Origin of the sequence: Rhodopseudomonas palustris (assembly GCF_003226555.1) — a bacterium.
Classification (GTDB): Bacteria; Pseudomonadota; Alphaproteobacteria; order Rhizobiales; family Xanthobacteraceae; genus Rhodopseudomonas; species Rhodopseudomonas palustris_I.
Window position 1 is genome coordinate 304,582 of sequence record NZ_QKQS01000026.1, and the last position, 16,372, is coordinate 320,953.

Below are 16,372 nucleotides of genomic sequence, written 5' to 3' on the forward strand. Positions count from 1 at the left end.
GCCGATGACCACGCTGCGTTTTGTCGAGCATCTGCACGAGCTCGTCGGCTCGGTCGATGTCGTGCTCAGCGACATCTGGGGCGTGGTGCATAACGGCCTGGAATCGTTCCCCGACGCCTGCGCGGCGCTGAAGGCCGCGCGCGACCAGGGCCGCACCGTGGTGCTGATCACCAACGCGCCGCGGCCGGCGGATTCGGTGCAGCGCCAGCTCCGCAAGCTCGATGTGCCGGACGATTGCTACGACGCCATCGTGTCGTCGGGCGATCTCACCCGCATCTATGTGGCCGAACATCCGGGCCAGTCGGTCTATTGGCTCGGTCCGGACCGCGACAACTCGATCTATCGCGGCCTCGACGCCAAGCTGACGCCGCTCGAACAAGCCGACTACATCATCTGCACCGGCCCGTTCGACGACGAGACCGAGTCGGCCGAAGACTATCGCGAGATGATGGGGCAGGCGCTCGCGCGCAAGCTGACGCTGGTCTGCGCCAATCCCGACATCGTGGTCGAGCGCGGCGACCGGCTGATCTATTGCGCCGGCGCGATAGCGGAGCTGTATCGCGAGCTCGGCGGCGAGGTGATTTTCTACGGCAAGCCGCACCGGCCGATCTACGATCGGGCGATGGCGCTGGCGCGCCAGATCCGTGGCTCCGATACGCCGGCCGAGCGGGTGCTGGCGATCGGCGACTCGGTGCGGACCGATCTGGCCGGCGCGCAGGGCTACGGCATCGACCTGCTGTTCGTCACCCGCGGCATCCATGCCGACGCGTTCGAGGGCATCGACCGGCTCGACACCGCCGCGATCACCGAATTGTTCGGTCACCCGCCGCTGGCGTTGACCCGCGAGCTGCGCTGGTAAGCGCAGCCCGGCGTCGTTTCTGAAGAGGGATCAGCGGCCTTCGCGCAGCCAGGTCGCGGCGAACGCGCCGAGCAGCAGCAACAGGCCGATCAGGCCGGTGAACACCGGCAGCACGCCGACGCCGGTGACGACGCTGGCGTCGCGCATCCGCACCCCGAGCCAGCCGTCGCCGCGGAAGATCGTCGCCGAGGTCACCGGCACGATCCGCGGCAGCTCGACGCTGCCGTTGTCGGCGATCCTCCGTGCATCGCCGCCGGTCGCCTGCACCAGCGGCTTCAGCGTTTCGGTGGTCGAAGTGACTTCGGCGAATTCCTTCGGATTGACCGGGCCGACATTGATCAGCGCCTTCAGCGTGCCGTCGGTCGCCGACCACAGTCCGAGCTCGTCGGCCGGCAGGCTCGCCCGCCAGATCCCGGGATCGCCGGCTTTCAGCGTCAGTTCCTGGGTCTTGCCGGAGGGCGAGGTGACGGTGACGGGCGGCACGCTGTCGCCCATGGTCTGGCGCAGCACTTCGAGGGTCTTGCCCTCGGCTTTCAGCCGCAGCGCTTCCTCGTCGAGATCCGGCTGCTTCATCAGCCAGTGCGACATCCGCCGCAAGAGATCGAGATGCGGGCCGCCGCCCTCATAGCCGCGCGCCCACAGCCAGATGTGATCGGACAGCAGCAGTGCGACGCGGCCCTCGCCGTAATGCGACAGCAGCAGCAGCGGCATGTTGTCGGCGCCGGTCATCAGCGGCGGCGTGGTGGTGTTGCGGGTGTCGACGGTGCGGAAGAACCGGCTCCAGTGCGGCGGCTCGGAGGCCGAGCCTTCCAGCCCGCGCGTCACCGGGTGGCGCTTGCCGGCGTCCGACAGCCGCGCGTAGTACGGCTTCTCGGTGACGCCGATCGGTTCGGCCGGCAGCAGGGTGTCGAGCGGCGTGCGCCAGATCGAGGTGGTCGAGGCGTAGTCCGGCCCCGCCGACACCAGCACCGCGCCGCCGTTGCGCACATAGCGCGAGATGTTGTCGAAATACGCCATCGGCAGCACGCCCTGGCGGGCATAGCGGTCGAAGATGATCAGCTGAAACTCGTTGATCTTCTGCTGGAACAGTTCGCGGGTCGGGAAGGCGATCAGCGACAGTTCGTTGATCGGGGTGCCGTCCTGCTTCTCCGGGGGCCGCAGAATCGTGAAGTGCACCAGATCGACGCTGGCGTCGGATTTCAAAAGGTTGCGCCAGGTGCGCTCGCCGGAATGCGGCTCGCCGGACACCAGCAGCACCCGGAGCTTGTCGCGCACGCCGTCGATCGAGACCACGGCGCGGTTGTTGACCAGCGTCAGTTCGTTCTCGACCGGGGAGGCTTCGATTTCGACGATGTTCTGGCCGGCGTGTTTGATGTCGACGTCGACGCTGACGGTCTGGCCACTCAGTACGGTGCGCTGATTCAGCACTTCGCCGTCGCGCCGCACCACGACGCGGGCGCGGTCGCCGGTGATGCCCTGATCGTCGAGCCGGTAGGTGATGGTCTGGGTCTGACCGACGATGCCGAACCGCGGCGCCGCCAGGATCGCGATGCGGCGGTCGCGCTCGTCCTTGCGGCCGGTGATCAGCGCCTGCACCGGCGCCTGGAAGCCGAGCGCCTGGGCGTTTGCCGGGATGTCATGGACGCGGCCGTCGGTGATCAGGAAGGCGCCGGCGACGCGGTCGGTCGGCACGTCGGACAGCGCCGACGTCACCGCGCCGAACAGCTTGGTGCCGTCGGTCTCGCCGTCGGCCTGGCCGGCCTCGACGACGCGGACTTCGAGGCCCTTGATCTGCTTCAGCCGATCGACCAGCGCTTCCTTGGCCTGCTCGGCTTCCTCGGTGCGCTTGCCGAAATTCTGGCTCGGGCTCTTATCGACCACCACGGCGGCGACCGACGACAGCGGCTCGCGCTCTTCGCGGGTGAACGACGGATTGGCCAGCGCCAGCACGATCAGCGCCAGCGCCGCGATCCGGATCGCCGCGCCGCGCGACCGCCCGACCAGCAGCACCACCGCGATCAGCACGATCGCAGCGATCGCGACCCACAGCACGAGGGTGGGGACCAAAGGGGCGAAGGCGATGCCGTAGTGCATCAAGTACTCCCTCTGCCATCGTCATTCCGGGGCGCGCGGAGCGCGAGCCCGGAATCCATAACCTCCGCCGGGAGTATGGATTCCGGGCCTGCGCCGCTGGCGCGGCGCATCCCGGAATGACAAAGCAAACGTTGTGCGCGCATCACTGCCCCAACCGTTCGATCAGCGCCGGGGCGTGGACCTGGTCGGCCTTGTAGTTGCCGGTCAGGGTGTACATCACGATGTTGACGCCGGCGCGGAAGGCGAATTCGCGCTGGCGCGGTTCGCCCGGTGTCAGTGGCAGCATCGGCTGGCCGTCGGGACGCATCGCCCAGGCGCCGGCGAGATCGTTGGAGGTGATGATGATCGGCGACACGCCGTCGCCGCCGCGCGCCGGCCTCGTATTGTCGTCGTCGTCGTTCTCGCGCGGCAGCGCCTCGACCCAGGTCTGTCCGGCGGTGAAGCGGCCGGGGAAGTCGCGCAAGAGATAGAACGTCTTGGTCAGCACGTGCTCGCGCGGCACCGGCTCCAGCTCCGGCACGTCGAGCGACGACAGAATCCCGCGCAGCGTCACCATGCCCGGCGTCTGCGAGGCGCCGTTCACATCGGGCGTCGCTTCGATCGCGTCGCGGGTGTCGAAGATCACGGTGCCGCCCTGCTTCATGTAGGCGTCGATCTTGTTGAGCGCGTCCTGCGGCGGCTTCGGGCTGCCGGCGACCACCGGCCAATAGATCAGCGGGAAGAACGACAGCTCGTCGCGCGCCGGATCGACCCCGATCGGCTCGCCGGCTTCGAGCGCGGTGCGCTGCGCCAGAAACAGTGTCAGACCACTCATCCCGGCTTTGACGATGGCATCGACGTCGGCATTGCCGGTGATCACGTAGGCGAGGTGGGTCTGTGCCGTCGCCTTGATGGCGAACTCGTCCTTGGCGGAGTCCGCGCGCAGCGGCGCCGGCATCGACGCCAGCGGCAGCGCGATGATCAGCGCCAACGCAGCTGCGACCCGGCGCCGCCGCGTTACCAGCGCCGCCAGCCCGCCGCCCAGCAGGGCGACGATCAGGGCGTCGAGCCCGAACAGGCCGAGCGAGGAGGCCAGCAGCATGCCGCGCAGGTCGCGCGGTTCGGCATTGCTGTAGGCGGCGCGGCGGGCGTTGATCGCCGAGGTGTCCAGCGGCGCGATCCGGTCGGCGCTCGCGACCGCGTTGACGGCGATCGGTCCGTCGGCGGGGCCGTAGAAGCCGGGCGGATGCTCGGCGGTGCCGCGCTCGCGATAATCGGCCGGGATCGGCTTGGCGGAAGCCGGCGGCGGACCGAGCGCGCCGAAGCCGTCGAGGTTTCGCAGCGGCGACACCGTCTCGGCGGCGTTGGCATCGGCGGCGACGCCCGCGCCCGGCGTGGAGGTGTAGCCGGACAGATCGACCAGCCGGCGCAGCATCTCGACGAAGGTGCCGGACATCGGCAGGTTCGACCAGCGCATATCGGCGCTGACGTGGAACAGCGTCACCAGCCCCTTGCCGCGATGTTCGCCGGTGACCAGTGGCGTACCGTCGGCGAGCGACGCCCAGCTCTTGCCGGGCAGTGTCGCGTCCGGCTCGGCCAGCACCTGGCGGTTGACGGTGACGTCGCTCGGCACCGCGAGGCCAGCGAACGGGCCGTCGGCGGAGAAGGCCGCGAGGCTCTGCGGCTTCTCCCAGGTCAGGCTGCCGCCGAGGCTGCGGCCGCCTTTGCGCAGCTTCACCGGCACCAGATCGTCGTCGTCCTGGCGGGCGAGGCGGGGGCCGGCGAAGCGGATCAGTACGCCGCCTTGTTCGATCCAGGCATCGAGCCGCTGACGGATCTCCGGCGACAGCGCGCCGACATCGGCGAGCACGATCATCGGCAGTTTCTGGTCGAGGAATTGCGCGATCACCTGCTGCGGCGCGCCGCGGTCGCCCTGGCGCAGATCGGCGAACGGCGACAGCGCGCGGGTGAGATAGAACGTCGCCGCGAGCAGCGGCTGAGCGGTGTCGCTGCTGGCGCCCGACACGATGCCGACCGCGCGGCGGCGCCAGCGCTTGTCGAGCAGTTGTACGGTGCCGGCGGAGCGTTCGCCGGCGATCTCGAGCCGGGCGATGTCGTTACGCAGCTCGACCGGCAGTTCGAACGACGCCTCGGTTTCGGTGGCGCCGGGCGCGAGGCTGAAGCGGGCTTCACCGATTGGCGCGCTCTTGGCGTCGAGCGCGCGGACGACGCCGGCATCGACGCCGCCGCTCTGAGCGCGCAACACCTTGACGGTCATTTTCGCCGCGGCGTTCTCGGCGGCGGCGAGCGCATGGGCGGGCGGGGCGCCGCCCTCGACGATGGTGGCGCTGCGGTTCTGCACCAGCTTGTTCAGCCCGGCGACGAAATCACTGCCGCGGCCGGTGTCGATGCCGTCGGTCAACCACACCAGTTCGGCATCCCCGGTCGCCTTCAGGAACCGCTCGATCCCTGGCAGCGCCTCGACCCGGTCGACCGCGTAAGGCTTGGGCGCAAGCTGGCGCAGCGACACTCGCGCGGTGCCGGCCGGCATCAGCGCCGGATCGCGCGCCGTCTCCGACAGCGGCGCCAGTGCCACCGGGCGGCGGGCGCTGTCGGCCTCGGCGATCAGTTCGTCGGCGGCCTTGATCCGCGCCTCCCAGCTCGACGCCGCGCTCCAACCATCGTCGAGCAGGATCAGCAGCGGCGCCTGACTGCCGCCGGCGGCGGTCTGCGGATTCCAGATCGGGCCGGCAAGCGCGATGATCACCAGCGCCGCAGCCAGCATCCGCAGCGCGGTCAGCCACCACGGCGTGCGCGACGGAGTTTCTTCCTTGGGGGCGATCTCGAACAGCAGCCGGGTCGGCGGAAAATCCACCCGCCGTGGCCGCGGCGGCATCACCCGCAGCAGCCACCACAGCGCCGGCAGCGCCAGCAGGCCGATCAGCAGCAGCGGTTGGGCGAACGAAAGGGGCAGGGCGCCGATCATGCGCCGCGTCCGGCTTTGCCGCGCTCGGCGCCTTTGGCGGTGCTCATGCCGGCGTGCAGGAACAGCAGCAGCTCGGCGGCCGAGCGCGAGGTGGTGTGGGTCGAGAACAGCCAGTCCAGCTTGGCGGTCTCGGCCCGGATCGCGTCGCGATGTGCCGCCACCAGCGCGACATAGTCGCTAGCCCATTTCTCAGCGCGGCCGGCGGTGATCGCGCTGCCGCCTTCCGGCTCGACGAATTCGACCCGGCCGGCAAACGGGAAGTTCTCTTCCGCAGGATCGACAATCTGCACCAGCGTGCCGTGCGCGCCGGAGGCTGACAGGCCGGCCAGCATCTTCTGAATATCGCCGACCGGCGACCAGAAGTCGGACAGCACCACGATCTCGGCCAGCGACGACGGCACGAAGGACGGCGGCAGGCTGTCGCGGGTGCGGGTGTCGTGCAGGATCGCCTGCGCCATCTTGTCGACGACGTTGTTGCTCGAGGTCGGGTTCATCAGCCCGGGAATGCCGACGCGCTCGCCGCCCGCGACCAGCAATTCGGCCAGCGCGAAGGTCACGATCAGGCCGCGCTCCAGCTTGCTGTCGCGTGCGCCCTTGGAGGCGAACGCCATCGACAGCGACCGGTCCGGCCACAGCCACACCGTATGCGCGGCTTCCCATTCCAGTTCGCGGACGTAGAGATGATCGTCACGCGCCGATCGACGCCAGTCGACGCTCGTGGCCGGCTCGCCGGAGACGAAGCGGCGATACTGCCAGAAATTCTCGCCGGCGCCGGCGCGGCGGCGGCCATGCAGGCCGTGGGTGACGTTGTTGGCGATCCGGCGGGCCTCGAGCATCAGCCGCGGCAACGACGCCGCCAGCGTGCGGCTCTCGCCGTCCGCGCGGCGGACCGCCAGCGTCTCCTGGGTGCGATGCTCGGCCGGCTGCGCCATCAGCCGATCCGGCTCTTCAGCTTCTGGATCACGTCCGCAATCGTGCGGCCTTCGGCGCGCGCCGAGAAGGTCAGCGCCATGCGATGTTTCAAGATCGGCTCGGCGAGGTCGAGCACGTCGTCGATCGAGGGCGCGAGCCGGCCGTCGAGCAGCGCGCGGGCGCGCACCGCCATCATCAACGACTGGCTGGCGCGCGGGCCGGGGCCCCAGGCGATCAGCTTGCCGAGTTCGCCGGCCTCGGGGCCCGGGCGGGCCGAACGCACCAGCGACAGGATCGCTTCCATCACCGAATCGCCGACCGGCAGCCGGCGCACCAGCCGCTGCGCCGACAGCAGCGTCTCGCCGCTCATCGCCGCCTTCGGCGCGCTCTGCTCGGCGCCGGTGGTGTCGAACAGGATGCGGCGCTCGGCGTCGCGGTCCGGATAGTCGACGTCGATTTCCATCAGAAAACGGTCGAGCTGCGCTTCGGGCAGCGGGTAGGTGCCTTCCTGCTCCAGCGGGTTCTGCGTCGCCAGCACATGGAACGGCTTCGGCAGATCGTGGCGGGCGCCGGCGACGGTGATGTGCTGCTCCTGCATCGCCTGCAGCAGCGCCGATTGGGTGCGCGGGCTGGCGCGGTTGATTTCGTCGGCCATCAACAGCTGCGCGAACACCGGGCCGGCGATGAAGCGGAACGAACGCTTGCCCGCCGCGGTTTCGTCGAGCACCTCGGCGCCGAGAATATCGGACGGCATCAGGTCGGGCGTGAACTGCACACGTTTGGCATCGAGTCCGAGCGTAACGCCCAGGGTTTCCACCAGTTTGGTCTTGGCGAGGCCGGGCACGCCGATCAGCAGCGCATGACCGCCGGACAGAATCGTCACCAGCGTGTTTTCGACGACGCGGTCCTGACCGAAGATCACGGTCGAGATCGCCTCCTTGGCGGCGCGCACTTCGCTGGCGACCTGTTCGGCCGAGCGGACGATGACGTCTTCCAGTTTCTCGACACTGTCTGCGCCGGCCATATCGTCTCTCCTGTCCACACCGGTCGCCGCCGGGCCGGTCGTTTTCACCGGAGCATGTTAGGCTGTTCGCCGGAAGACAGCGAAGGCCCTGGTTTCATTCGCCAAATCTTTCCCCACATTATGAACATCGCGGGTTGGCGCGGATCACGATGTGGAGAGTTAAATCATGCTGCGCATGGCGAAATGGTGCAGCTATCGTGCCAGGACGTAAATCGAGGGTCAGGGTAAACAATGGCGAAGCAAGGGCAGAGTTCATCGCACAATCTCGATGGCCTCACCGCGGCCGCGCGGGAGGCCGCGGAGAGCGCCGCCAAAGGCAAGGGCTTGCCGCCCGTGCATCTCTGGAACCCGCCGTTCTGCGGCGATCTCGACATGCGCATCGCGTCCGACGGAACCTGGTTCTATCTCGGCACGCCGATCGGGCGTCCGGCTTTGGTGCGGCTGTTCTCGACGGTTCTGAAGCGCGAAGGCGACAAGCACTTTCTGGTAACGCCGGTCGAGAAGGTCGGAATCACCGTCGATGATGCGCCGTTTCTCGCGGTCGAAATGGTGAAGGATCAGGACGAAAGTGGCCCGCTGCTGCGCTTTCGCACCAATGTCGACGACTGGGTGAGGTGCGACGGCGATCATCGGCTGCGGTTCGAGGTCGCCGCCGATGGCGGAGTGACTCCGTACCTTCACGTACGCGCAGACCTATGGGCCAAGGTGACACGCGCGGTGTATTACGATCTGGTTGACATCGGCGAGGAGCGAGTGGTCGATGGTCGCTCGATGTTCGGCATTGCCTCCGGCGGCGCATTCTTCGCCATGGCCGATGCCGAGCTGATGAGGGAAGCGCATTGACCGGACCGATGACGGGAACGCAGTCTGCCAGCAGCAGCATCAGTTCGGCGGACTTCTTCGATCGTGCCCTGCGGCGGCTGCGATTCGAGGTGCCGGCGGCGCTCACCGACGCCGCCGTGATTCCGGCCACCGGCGATGCTGGCAACGACCAGATGCTGCGCACGATCGCGCAGGAGCGGCCGATCCGCCCCGCCGCGGTGCTGATTCCGGTGGTCGAGCACGCCGAACCGACCGTGCTGCTGACGATGCGGGCGGCGCATCTCAACGACCATGCCGGCCAGATCTCGTTTCCCGGCGGCAAGATCGACCCCACCGACCATTCGCCGCTCGACGCGGCGCTGCGCGAGGCCGAAGAAGAGATCGGGCTCGATCGTTCGTATGTGGAGCCGATCGGTTATCTCGATGTCTACGGCACCAGCTTCGGTTTCCGGATTTTGCCGACCGTCGCGCGCGTGCGTCCGGGATTCGAGCTGACCATCAACAAATCGGAAGTCGACGACGCCTTCGAAGTACCACTCGCGTTCCTGATGGATCCCGGCAATCATCAGTTGCACAGCAAGGAGTTCCGCGGCGCGCTACGTTCCTACTACGCGATGCCGTTCGCCGAGCGTTACATCTGGGGAGCGACCGCCGGCATCCTGCGCGCGCTGTACGAGCGGGTCTGCCTGCCATGATTCGGACGGTGCTCACCGAGCTTGGAATTTTCCTCATACCTTTCGTGCTCTACGCGATCTTCCTGATCGCCACGCGAGCCGCAATGCTGCATCCTGCGTCCTGGCCGCTGCGCGTGGTCGGGTGGCTGACGGCGGCGGCTCTGGTGCTGGTGATCCTGAGCTTGTTGCTGTTGGTGCAATATTCGGGTGCACCGCCGGGAGCGACCTATGTGCCGGCACATCTGGAGGACGGCAGGCTGGTGCCTGGGGTAGAGAAATGACCGACGTGCCGGTGCGTAGCGATGCACCGTGGTTGCATACGGGACCAGCGGCGCGGGTGCTCGGGCTGCTGAACGGCGACGGCGAAGAGGCGCGGGTGGTCGGCGGCGCCGTGCGCAACGCGCTGCTCGGTCAGCCGATCGGCGACATCGACATCGCCACGACCGCACTTCCGGAAGAGGTGATCCGCCGCGCCAAGGCCGGTGGCATCAAGGCGGTGCCCACGGGGATTGAGCACGGCACCGTGACGCTGGTGCTCGAAGGTCGCGGATTCGAAATCACCACGCTGCGCGAAGACGTCGAGACCTTCGGCCGCAAGGCCAAGGTGGCGTTCGGGCGCGACTGGGAGCGCGATGCGCAGCGCCGTGATTTCACCGTTAATGCCTTGTCGATGTCGGCCGACGGCACCGTGCACGATTATGTCGGCGGTCTCGCCGACATCGCCACGCGGCGGGTGCGCTTCATCGGCGATCCGGATCAGCGTATCGCCGAGGACTACTTGCGTATTCTGCGCTTCTTCCGCATCCACGCCGCCTACGGCGTCGGCGCGCCGGACCGCGACGCGTATTTGGCCTGCATCCGCGGCCGCTGCGGTGTTTCGACGCTGTCGGCCGAACGGCTGCGGATGGAAATGCTGAAGCTGATGGTTGCCGACGGCGCCGAGGCCTCGGTGGTGGCGATGGCCGATGGCGGGCTGCTGCTCGCCGTGCTCGGCGGCGTCACCTACCTCGGTGTCTTCGCGGCGATGATCGGCGCCGAACGCGCGCTCGGACTCGAGCCCGATCCGGTGCGGCGGCTCGGCGCGCTGGCCGTGGCGGTGACCGAAGATGCGAAGCGAATAGCGCAGCGGCTGCGGCTGTCGAATGCAGAGGCCAAGCGCCTCGACTCGATGGGCCACCGCTGGTGGCGGCTCGCCGGCATGGACGAGGCGACTGCGCGGCGGCGGCTGTATCGGCTCGGCGAAGCGCGGTTCCACGACCGCATGATGCTGGCCTGGGCGCGCGCCGGCCGCGCCGCCGATCCGGCGCCGTGGCGCCAGTCGATCGCGCTGCCGCAGCGCTGGCAGCCGCCGACCTTTCCGCTCAAGGCTGCAGACTTCCTCGCCCGCGGCTTTGCCGCCGGGCCGGCGCTGGGGCATGTCCTGACTCTTGCCGAAGATGCCTGGCTGGCGGCCGATTTCCCACTCGATCCGGCCGCGCTCCGCACCATCGCAGACCAGACCGCCGCACGGTTCGCGCGCGATCATCTGCTGTAGTCGCAGCGACGATTAGCAAGGAAGAAAGCGCCGGAGCCGAACAACGCCATGCTCGTCTGGAAACTACGCGACCGCGTGCTGATCCGCGGCCGCGCCAGTCATGGCGAAGAGAGCCTGCTCGTTCAGGCGACCTTGGTCTGTTCGTCGTCGAGATCGTCTTCGTCTTCATCATCGTCGTCGACTTCGACGGTGATCGAGTCGAGCACGGCGAGCGGCAGGGTTTCGCGGAACAGATCGCCGTCCTCGCCCATCCACACACAGGTCGCGCTGTCGTTGCTGGCTTCCGCCACCGTCATCGCCTGGCCGCCGGATTTCAGCATGACGATATCGCCCGGTTTCAAGTCCATGGTCGGCTCCTGCTCGGTTGTTGACCCTGCGGCGAGCCTAGCGATTCGTCATGACAGCCCGATCACGCCGGCGCGAGCTATCTGATGCCGGTGATCTTGTGGGTCTGCAGGCTGAGTCGCCATTGCGGATGTTTCAGGCAGTAAGCGATCGCCCGCGTGGTATTGTCGTCGCGCTCGGGACCGTCCATCGGCTGCAGTGAGAACCGCGCGAAGTCGAGCGCGGCGAATGCCTCCGGCAGAGCGCCTTGCTGCGGGTACACCAGCTTCAACTCATCGCCGCGGCGGATCCGCAGTTCGGCGCCCGCCTTCGGGCTGACGCACAGCCAGTCGATCCCGTTCGGCGGCTCGATGGTGCCGTTGGTCTCGACGCCGATTTCGAAACCGCGCGCGTGCAGTGCAGCGATCAGTTCGGCGTCGAGCTGCAGCAGCGGTTCGCCGCCGGTGATCACCACGTAGCGGTCGCGCGGCTCGCCGATCCATTGATCGGAGATGGTCTCGGCGAGGGCGTCGGCGCCGGCATAGCGGCCGCCGAGCGTGCCGTCGGTGCCGATGAAGTCCGTATCGCAGAATTTGCAGATCGCCTGGTCGCGGTCCTGCTCGCGTCCGGTCCACAGATTGCAGCCCGCAAACCGGCAGAACACGGCTGCGCGGCCCGCATGGGCGCCTTCGCCCTGCAGCGTCAGAAAGATCTCCTTAACCGCGTAGCTCACCCGCGTTTGTCCTCACTGCTCGAACTGGATTTGCCGCAGCGCCTCGCCGGTCACCATCGCGGCGGCCATTGCGACGTTGAGCGAGCGCAGGCCGGGCTTCATGGGAATTACTACCTTGGCGTCGGCGGCCGCGGCGACGTCGTCCGGCACTCCGGCGCTTTCCCGGCCGAGCATCAGCACGTCAGTCGGCTGGTAACGCTGTTCGAAATAAGGCCTTTCTCCTTTGGTCGTAAGTAAAATCAGCCGGCAACCCGTGTTTTCCCGCCATTGCTCGAATTTTGACCAGGAATCGTGCCGAACGATGCTGACCTGATCCAGGTAGTCCATCCCGGCACGGCGGAAATGCCGATCCGAAATCGGGAAGCCGGCCGGCTCGATGATGTGCGCTTCGACGTTCAAACACGCGCAAAACCGAAGAATAGTGCCGGTGTTCTGAGGGATATCGGGTTGAAACAAGGCGATCCGCATCCCGTAATGCTCCCTATCAACTGAACGATAACGCGCGGTGTGTCACAGCACGTCTTCGAATCGATCGAGGCGCGCCAATTAGCCCTTCGCGGGCTTGCGCTCTACCGGCAAGGGTGCCAATAGAACGATTCTGGACTGTCTGTTCTACCCGACCGGCCATGACAAGCGGCCCGGGGCATGTTGAAGGCCGCCGATCTCGCGACCTCCCCGGGCGATCGTCTCGCAAGCTTTGCCGAGAGCGCTGTGCCGGTCGCAGAGATGAAAGGGCTTTGGATCGTGACGACAGAGGCTTCGGCGGAACCGACACGCCGTGATTTTCTCTACATCGCAACCGGCGCGGTTGCCGCCGTCGGTGCGGCGGCCGCGGTGTGGCCGTTCATCTCGCAGATGAACCCGGACGCGTCGACCATCGCCGCCGGCGCGCCGATCGAAGTCGATCTGACCCCGATCGCTGAAGGTCAGGACATCAAGGTGTTCTGGCGCGGTCAGCCGATCTACATCATGAACCGCACCAAGAAGCAGGTCGAGGAAGCGCGCAACACGCCGCTGTCCGACCTCAAGGATCCGCAGACCGATCAGGCGCGGACCAAGGAAGGCCACGAGAACTGGCTGGTGGTGGTCGGCATCTGCACCCATCTGGGCTGCATCCCGATCGCGCACGAAGGCAAGTACGACGGCTTCTTCTGCCCTTGCCACGGCTCGCAGTACGACAGCTCCGGGCGCATTCGCCAGGGGCCGGCGCCGCTCAACCTGCCGATTCCCCCCTATCAATTCGTCTCCGACAGCAAAGTCCAGATCGGCTGACGTTCCCGTGCGCCGTACCATTGCTTACTAGGATCGCATCATGAGCGGACCCTCGACCTATCAGCCACAAAGCCCCTTGATGAAGTGGCTGGAGCAGCGACTGCCGATCGCCGGCCTCGTTCATTCCTCCTTCATCGCCTACCCGACGCCGCGTAACCTGAACTACTGGTGGACGTTCGGCGCCATCCTGTCGATGATGTTGGCGGTGCAGATCGTCACCGGCATCGTGCTGGCCATGCACTACACCCCGCACGTCGACCTCGCCTTCGACTCGGTCGAGCGGATCGTGCGTGACGTCAACTACGGCTGGCTGCTGCGCAACATGCATGCGGCGGGCGCGTCGATGTTCTTCATCGCCGTCTACGTCCACATGCTCCGCGGTCTGTACTACGGCTCCTACAAGGCGCCGCGCGAAGTGTTGTGGATCCTCGGCGTCATCATCTACCTGCTGATGATGGCGACCGGCTTCATGGGTTACGTGCTGCCGTGGGGCCAGATGAGCTTCTGGGGCGCCACCGTGATCACCAACCTGTTCTCGGCGTTCCCGGTGGTCGGCGACAGCATCGTGACGCTGCTCTGGGGCGGTTACTCGGTCGGCAACCCGACCCTGAACCGGTTCTTCTCGCTGCACTACCTGCTGCCCTTCGTGATCGCCGGCGTGGTCGTGCTTCACGTCTGGGCACTGCACGTCACCGGCCAGAACAACCCGGCCGGCGTCGAGCCGAAGACCGAGAAGGACACCGTTGCATTCACGCCTTACGCGACCCTCAAGGACGTGTTCGGCATGTCGTGCTTCCTGGTGTTCTACTCCTGGTTCATCTTCTACATGCCGAACTACCTCGGCGACGCCGAGAACTACGTTCCGGCCAACCCGGGCGTGACGCCGGCGCACATCGTGCCCGAATGGTACTACCTGCCGTTCTACGCGATCCTGCGTTCGATCCCGAACAAGCTGCTGGGCGTCATCGCGATGTTCGGCGCGATCATCGTGCTGTTGTTCCTGCCCTGGCTGGACAGCTGCAAGGTGCGCTCGTCGCGCTATCGGCCGATTGCCAAGCGCTTCTTCTGGGGCTTCGTGGTGACCTGCCTGATGCTCGGCTGGCTCGGATCGAAGCCGGCGGAAGGCATCTACACCACGCTCGCGCAGGTCTTCACCTTCTGCTACTTCGCCTACTTCCTGATCGTGCTCCCGGTGCTGGGTCGGATGGAAAAGACCTTGCCGCTGCCGAACTCGATCGCCGAAGACGTGCTCAACAAGGGCAAGGTGACCAAGGCGGTGGCCGGCCTCGTGGCGGTGCTGTTCGCGGGCGGCCTAATGGTCGGCGGCGTGCAGCCGGCCAAGGCGTCGGAAGGCGGCGAGAATCCGCCGTCGCTGGAATGGAGCTTTGCAGGTCCGTTCGGCACCTACGATCGCGCCCAGCTGCAGCGTGGCTTCAAGATCTACAAGGAAGTCTGCTCCAACTGCCACTCGCTGAAGCTGTTGCAGTACCGCAACCTCGCCGAGCCGGGTGGCCCGAGCTTCACCGTCGAGCAGGCCAAGGCGATCGCGGCCGAAGCTCAGATCAAGGACGGTCCGAACGATCAGGGTGAGATGTTCGAACGTCCCGGCCGGCTCGCCGACACCTTCCACTCGCCGTTCCCGAACGAGCAGGCGGCCCGTGCGGCCAACGGTGGTGCGGTTCCGCCGGACATGTCGCTGCTGGCCAAGGCACGCACTTATCCGCGCGGCTTCCCGCAGTTCGTCTTCGACTTCTTCACTCAGTTCCAGGAGCAGGGCCCGAACTACATCGCCGCGCTGCTGCAGGGCTACGAAGACACCCCGCCGGAAGGCTTCAATCTCCCGGACGGCTCGTTCTACAACAAGTGGTATCCGGGCCATTCGATCAAGATGCCGCCGCCGATCCAGGCCGGCATGGTGACCTACGACGACGGTACGCCGGAAACGCTCGAGCAGTATGCCAAGGACGTGACCTCGTTCTTGATGTGGGCCGCCGAGCCGCACATGGAGGCCCGCAAGCGCCTCGGTCTGCAGGTGATGATCTTCCTGATCATCCTCTCCGGCCTGCTGTACTTCACCAAGCGCAAGGTGTGGTCGAACGTCCACTAATCGGACTGGTCGTCGCTATCGAGACAGGAAAGCCCCTTCGGGGGCTTTTTTGTTGTCCGCATCTCACAGCGTGATGCGTCGCAGCGATTGCATCCGGCGTCTGCTCCGGACAAAATAATCAAAAGCATTTGCATGTAACCCGCGAGGAGGCACCATGGGCACGCTGATCACTTTCAAACGTCCGGACGGCAAGGAAGCCAGCGGCTATCTCGCCAACTCCGCCAGCGGCAATGCACCGGGCGTGGTGGTGATTCAGGAATGGTGGGGGCTGTCCGAGCAGATCAAGGGACTGACCGATCGCTTCGCGCATGCCGGCTTCGATGCTCTGGCACCCGACCTCTATAACGGCACGGTGGTGCCGTATCACGACACGGACGCCGCCAACAAAGAGATGAGTTCGCTGGACTTCATGGATGCCACCACCCAGACGGTGCGCGGCGCGGTGAACTATCTGTCACGCAACGGCGCCAAGGTCGGCCTCACCGGCTTCTGCCTCGGCGGCGCGGTGACGGTGATCGGCGCTTGCAAGATCCCCGAGCTGAGCGCTGCGGTGGTGTTCTACGGCATTCCGCCGGAGCAGGCCGCCAAGCCGTCGGAAGTGCGAGTGCCGATGCAGGGTCACTTTGCCAATCGCGACGATTGGTGCACCCCGCAGGTGGTCGACGCATTCGAGAAGGGCCTGAAGGACGCCGGCAAGTCGGCCGAGTTCTTCCGCTACGAGGCCGACCACGCCTTCGTCAATGAGCAGCGCGCGGCGGTGCATGATCGTGCGGCGGCGGAACTGGCGTGGACTCGTGCGACGCAGTTCTTTGGAAAGCATCTCACGTGACACCGGTCAGCCGGTAAAATTTGAGTATTCGGCTGAAGATTTGGCAGATCGGTTTGCTGCGATAACGTCGGCCTACGCCACGAGGACAGCATGCTTGAAAAAGTCTTAACTCCGGATCTCCGAAACGTCGTCGATCTCGCCAGCTACCGAGCCAAGCCGCTCGGCATTCGGGGAGACGCGGGACGCCGGTGCAGACACTGCGGAGCGGCGCTGCTCGATGACG

General features: G+C 66.6%; 15 protein-coding genes. 8 read left to right on the top strand and 7 right to left on the bottom strand.

Annotated elements, in window-relative coordinates:
- Positions 1-4: 4 nt before the first annotated feature.
- Positions 5-859 carry a TIGR01459 family HAD-type hydrolase gene (locus tag DNX69_RS21840; protein WP_110788083.1) on the top strand — a complete coding sequence of 285 codons (855 nt, stop codon included), beginning with the start codon at positions 5-7 and terminating at the stop codon, positions 857-859.
- Positions 860-889: 30 nt separating this feature from the next.
- Here DNX69_RS21840 and DNX69_RS21845 read toward each other — a convergent pair whose 3' ends face one another.
- The 4 genes from DNX69_RS21845 to DNX69_RS21860 form a co-directional block, all read right to left on the bottom strand.
- A complete protein-coding gene (locus tag DNX69_RS21845; RefSeq protein ID WP_110788084.1) occupies positions 890-2,953 on the bottom strand; it encodes a hypothetical protein in 2,064 nt (687 codons plus the stop codon).
- A 142-nt stretch (positions 2,954-3,095) separates the two neighbouring features.
- Positions 3,096-5,918, bottom strand: coding sequence for a DUF4159 domain-containing protein (locus DNX69_RS21850; protein WP_110788085.1), 2,823 nt, complete (start codon positions 5,916-5,918; stop codon positions 3,096-3,098).
- Positions 5,915-6,850: a DUF58 domain-containing protein gene (locus DNX69_RS21855; protein ID WP_110788086.1), complete on the bottom strand. Its 936-nt coding sequence runs from the start codon at positions 6,848-6,850 to the stop codon at positions 5,915-5,917. Before DNX69_RS21855 ends, DNX69_RS21850 begins: the two co-directional genes overlap by 4 nt.
- Complete coding sequence (locus DNX69_RS21860; protein ID WP_110788087.1) at positions 6,850-7,854, bottom strand: AAA family ATPase; 1,005 nt, start codon at positions 7,852-7,854, stop codon at positions 6,850-6,852. The genes DNX69_RS21855 and DNX69_RS21860 overlap by 1 nt, the downstream gene beginning before the upstream one ends.
- 231 nt (positions 7,855-8,085) lie before the next feature.
- Between DNX69_RS21860 and DNX69_RS21865 the strand changes: the two genes are divergently transcribed.
- From DNX69_RS21865 to DNX69_RS21880, 4 genes are read left to right on the top strand one after another with little or no spacing between them, the layout of a single operon-like run.
- A complete protein-coding gene (locus DNX69_RS21865) occupies positions 8,086-8,697 on the top strand; it encodes a DUF1285 domain-containing protein (RefSeq protein ID WP_110788088.1) in 612 nt (203 codons plus the stop codon).
- An 8-nt stretch (positions 8,698-8,705) separates the two neighbouring features.
- Entirely contained in the window at positions 8,706-9,371 is a 666-nt protein-coding gene (locus DNX69_RS21870) for a CoA pyrophosphatase (protein ID WP_207803175.1), read from the top strand.
- Entirely contained in the window at positions 9,368-9,631 is a 264-nt protein-coding gene (locus DNX69_RS21875) for a DUF6111 family protein (protein WP_110788090.1), read from the top strand. Before DNX69_RS21870 ends, DNX69_RS21875 begins: the two co-directional genes overlap by 4 nt.
- Positions 9,628-10,884 carry a CCA tRNA nucleotidyltransferase gene (locus DNX69_RS21880; protein ID WP_110788091.1) on the top strand — a complete coding sequence of 419 codons (1,257 nt, stop codon included), beginning with the start codon at positions 9,628-9,630 and terminating at the stop codon, positions 10,882-10,884. The genes DNX69_RS21875 and DNX69_RS21880 overlap by 4 nt, the downstream gene beginning before the upstream one ends.
- Before the next feature lie 122 nt (positions 10,885-11,006).
- Here the strand turns inward: DNX69_RS21880 and DNX69_RS21885 are convergent, their stop codons facing one another.
- The 3 genes from DNX69_RS21885 to DNX69_RS21895 form a co-directional block, all read right to left on the bottom strand.
- Positions 11,007-11,231 carry a YodC family protein gene (locus DNX69_RS21885; protein WP_110788092.1) on the bottom strand — a complete coding sequence of 75 codons (225 nt, stop codon included), beginning with the start codon at positions 11,229-11,231 and terminating at the stop codon, positions 11,007-11,009.
- 77 nt (positions 11,232-11,308) lie between these two features.
- Entirely contained in the window at positions 11,309-11,941 is a 633-nt protein-coding gene (gene queE, locus DNX69_RS21890) for a 7-carboxy-7-deazaguanine synthase (protein ID WP_110788093.1), read from the bottom strand.
- Positions 11,942-11,953: 12 nt separating this feature from the next.
- Complete coding sequence (locus tag DNX69_RS21895; RefSeq protein ID WP_110788094.1) at positions 11,954-12,409, bottom strand: tRNA (cytidine(34)-2'-O)-methyltransferase; 456 nt, start codon at positions 12,407-12,409, stop codon at positions 11,954-11,956.
- Between the two features lie 276 nt (positions 12,410-12,685).
- Here DNX69_RS21895 and petA point away from each other — a divergent pair, with 276 nt between their 5' ends.
- The 3 genes from petA (at position 12,686) to DNX69_RS21910 (ending at position 16,149) form a co-directional block, all read left to right on the top strand.
- The gene (petA, locus tag DNX69_RS21900; RefSeq protein WP_110788225.1) at positions 12,686-13,213 is read left to right on the top strand and encodes a ubiquinol-cytochrome c reductase iron-sulfur subunit; all 528 of its coding nucleotides are present in this window, start codon (positions 12,686-12,688) and stop codon (positions 13,211-13,213) included.
- Positions 13,214-13,253: 40 nt separating this feature from the next.
- Positions 13,254-15,320, top strand: coding sequence for a cytochrome c1 (locus tag DNX69_RS21905; RefSeq protein WP_110788095.1), 2,067 nt, complete (start codon positions 13,254-13,256; stop codon positions 15,318-15,320).
- Positions 15,321-15,474: 154 nt separating this feature from the next.
- Positions 15,475-16,149 (top strand): dienelactone hydrolase family protein, encoded by a 675-nt coding sequence (locus tag DNX69_RS21910; protein ID WP_110788096.1) that lies wholly within the window; start codon positions 15,475-15,477, stop codon positions 16,147-16,149.
- Positions 16,150-16,372 lie beyond the last annotated feature (223 nt).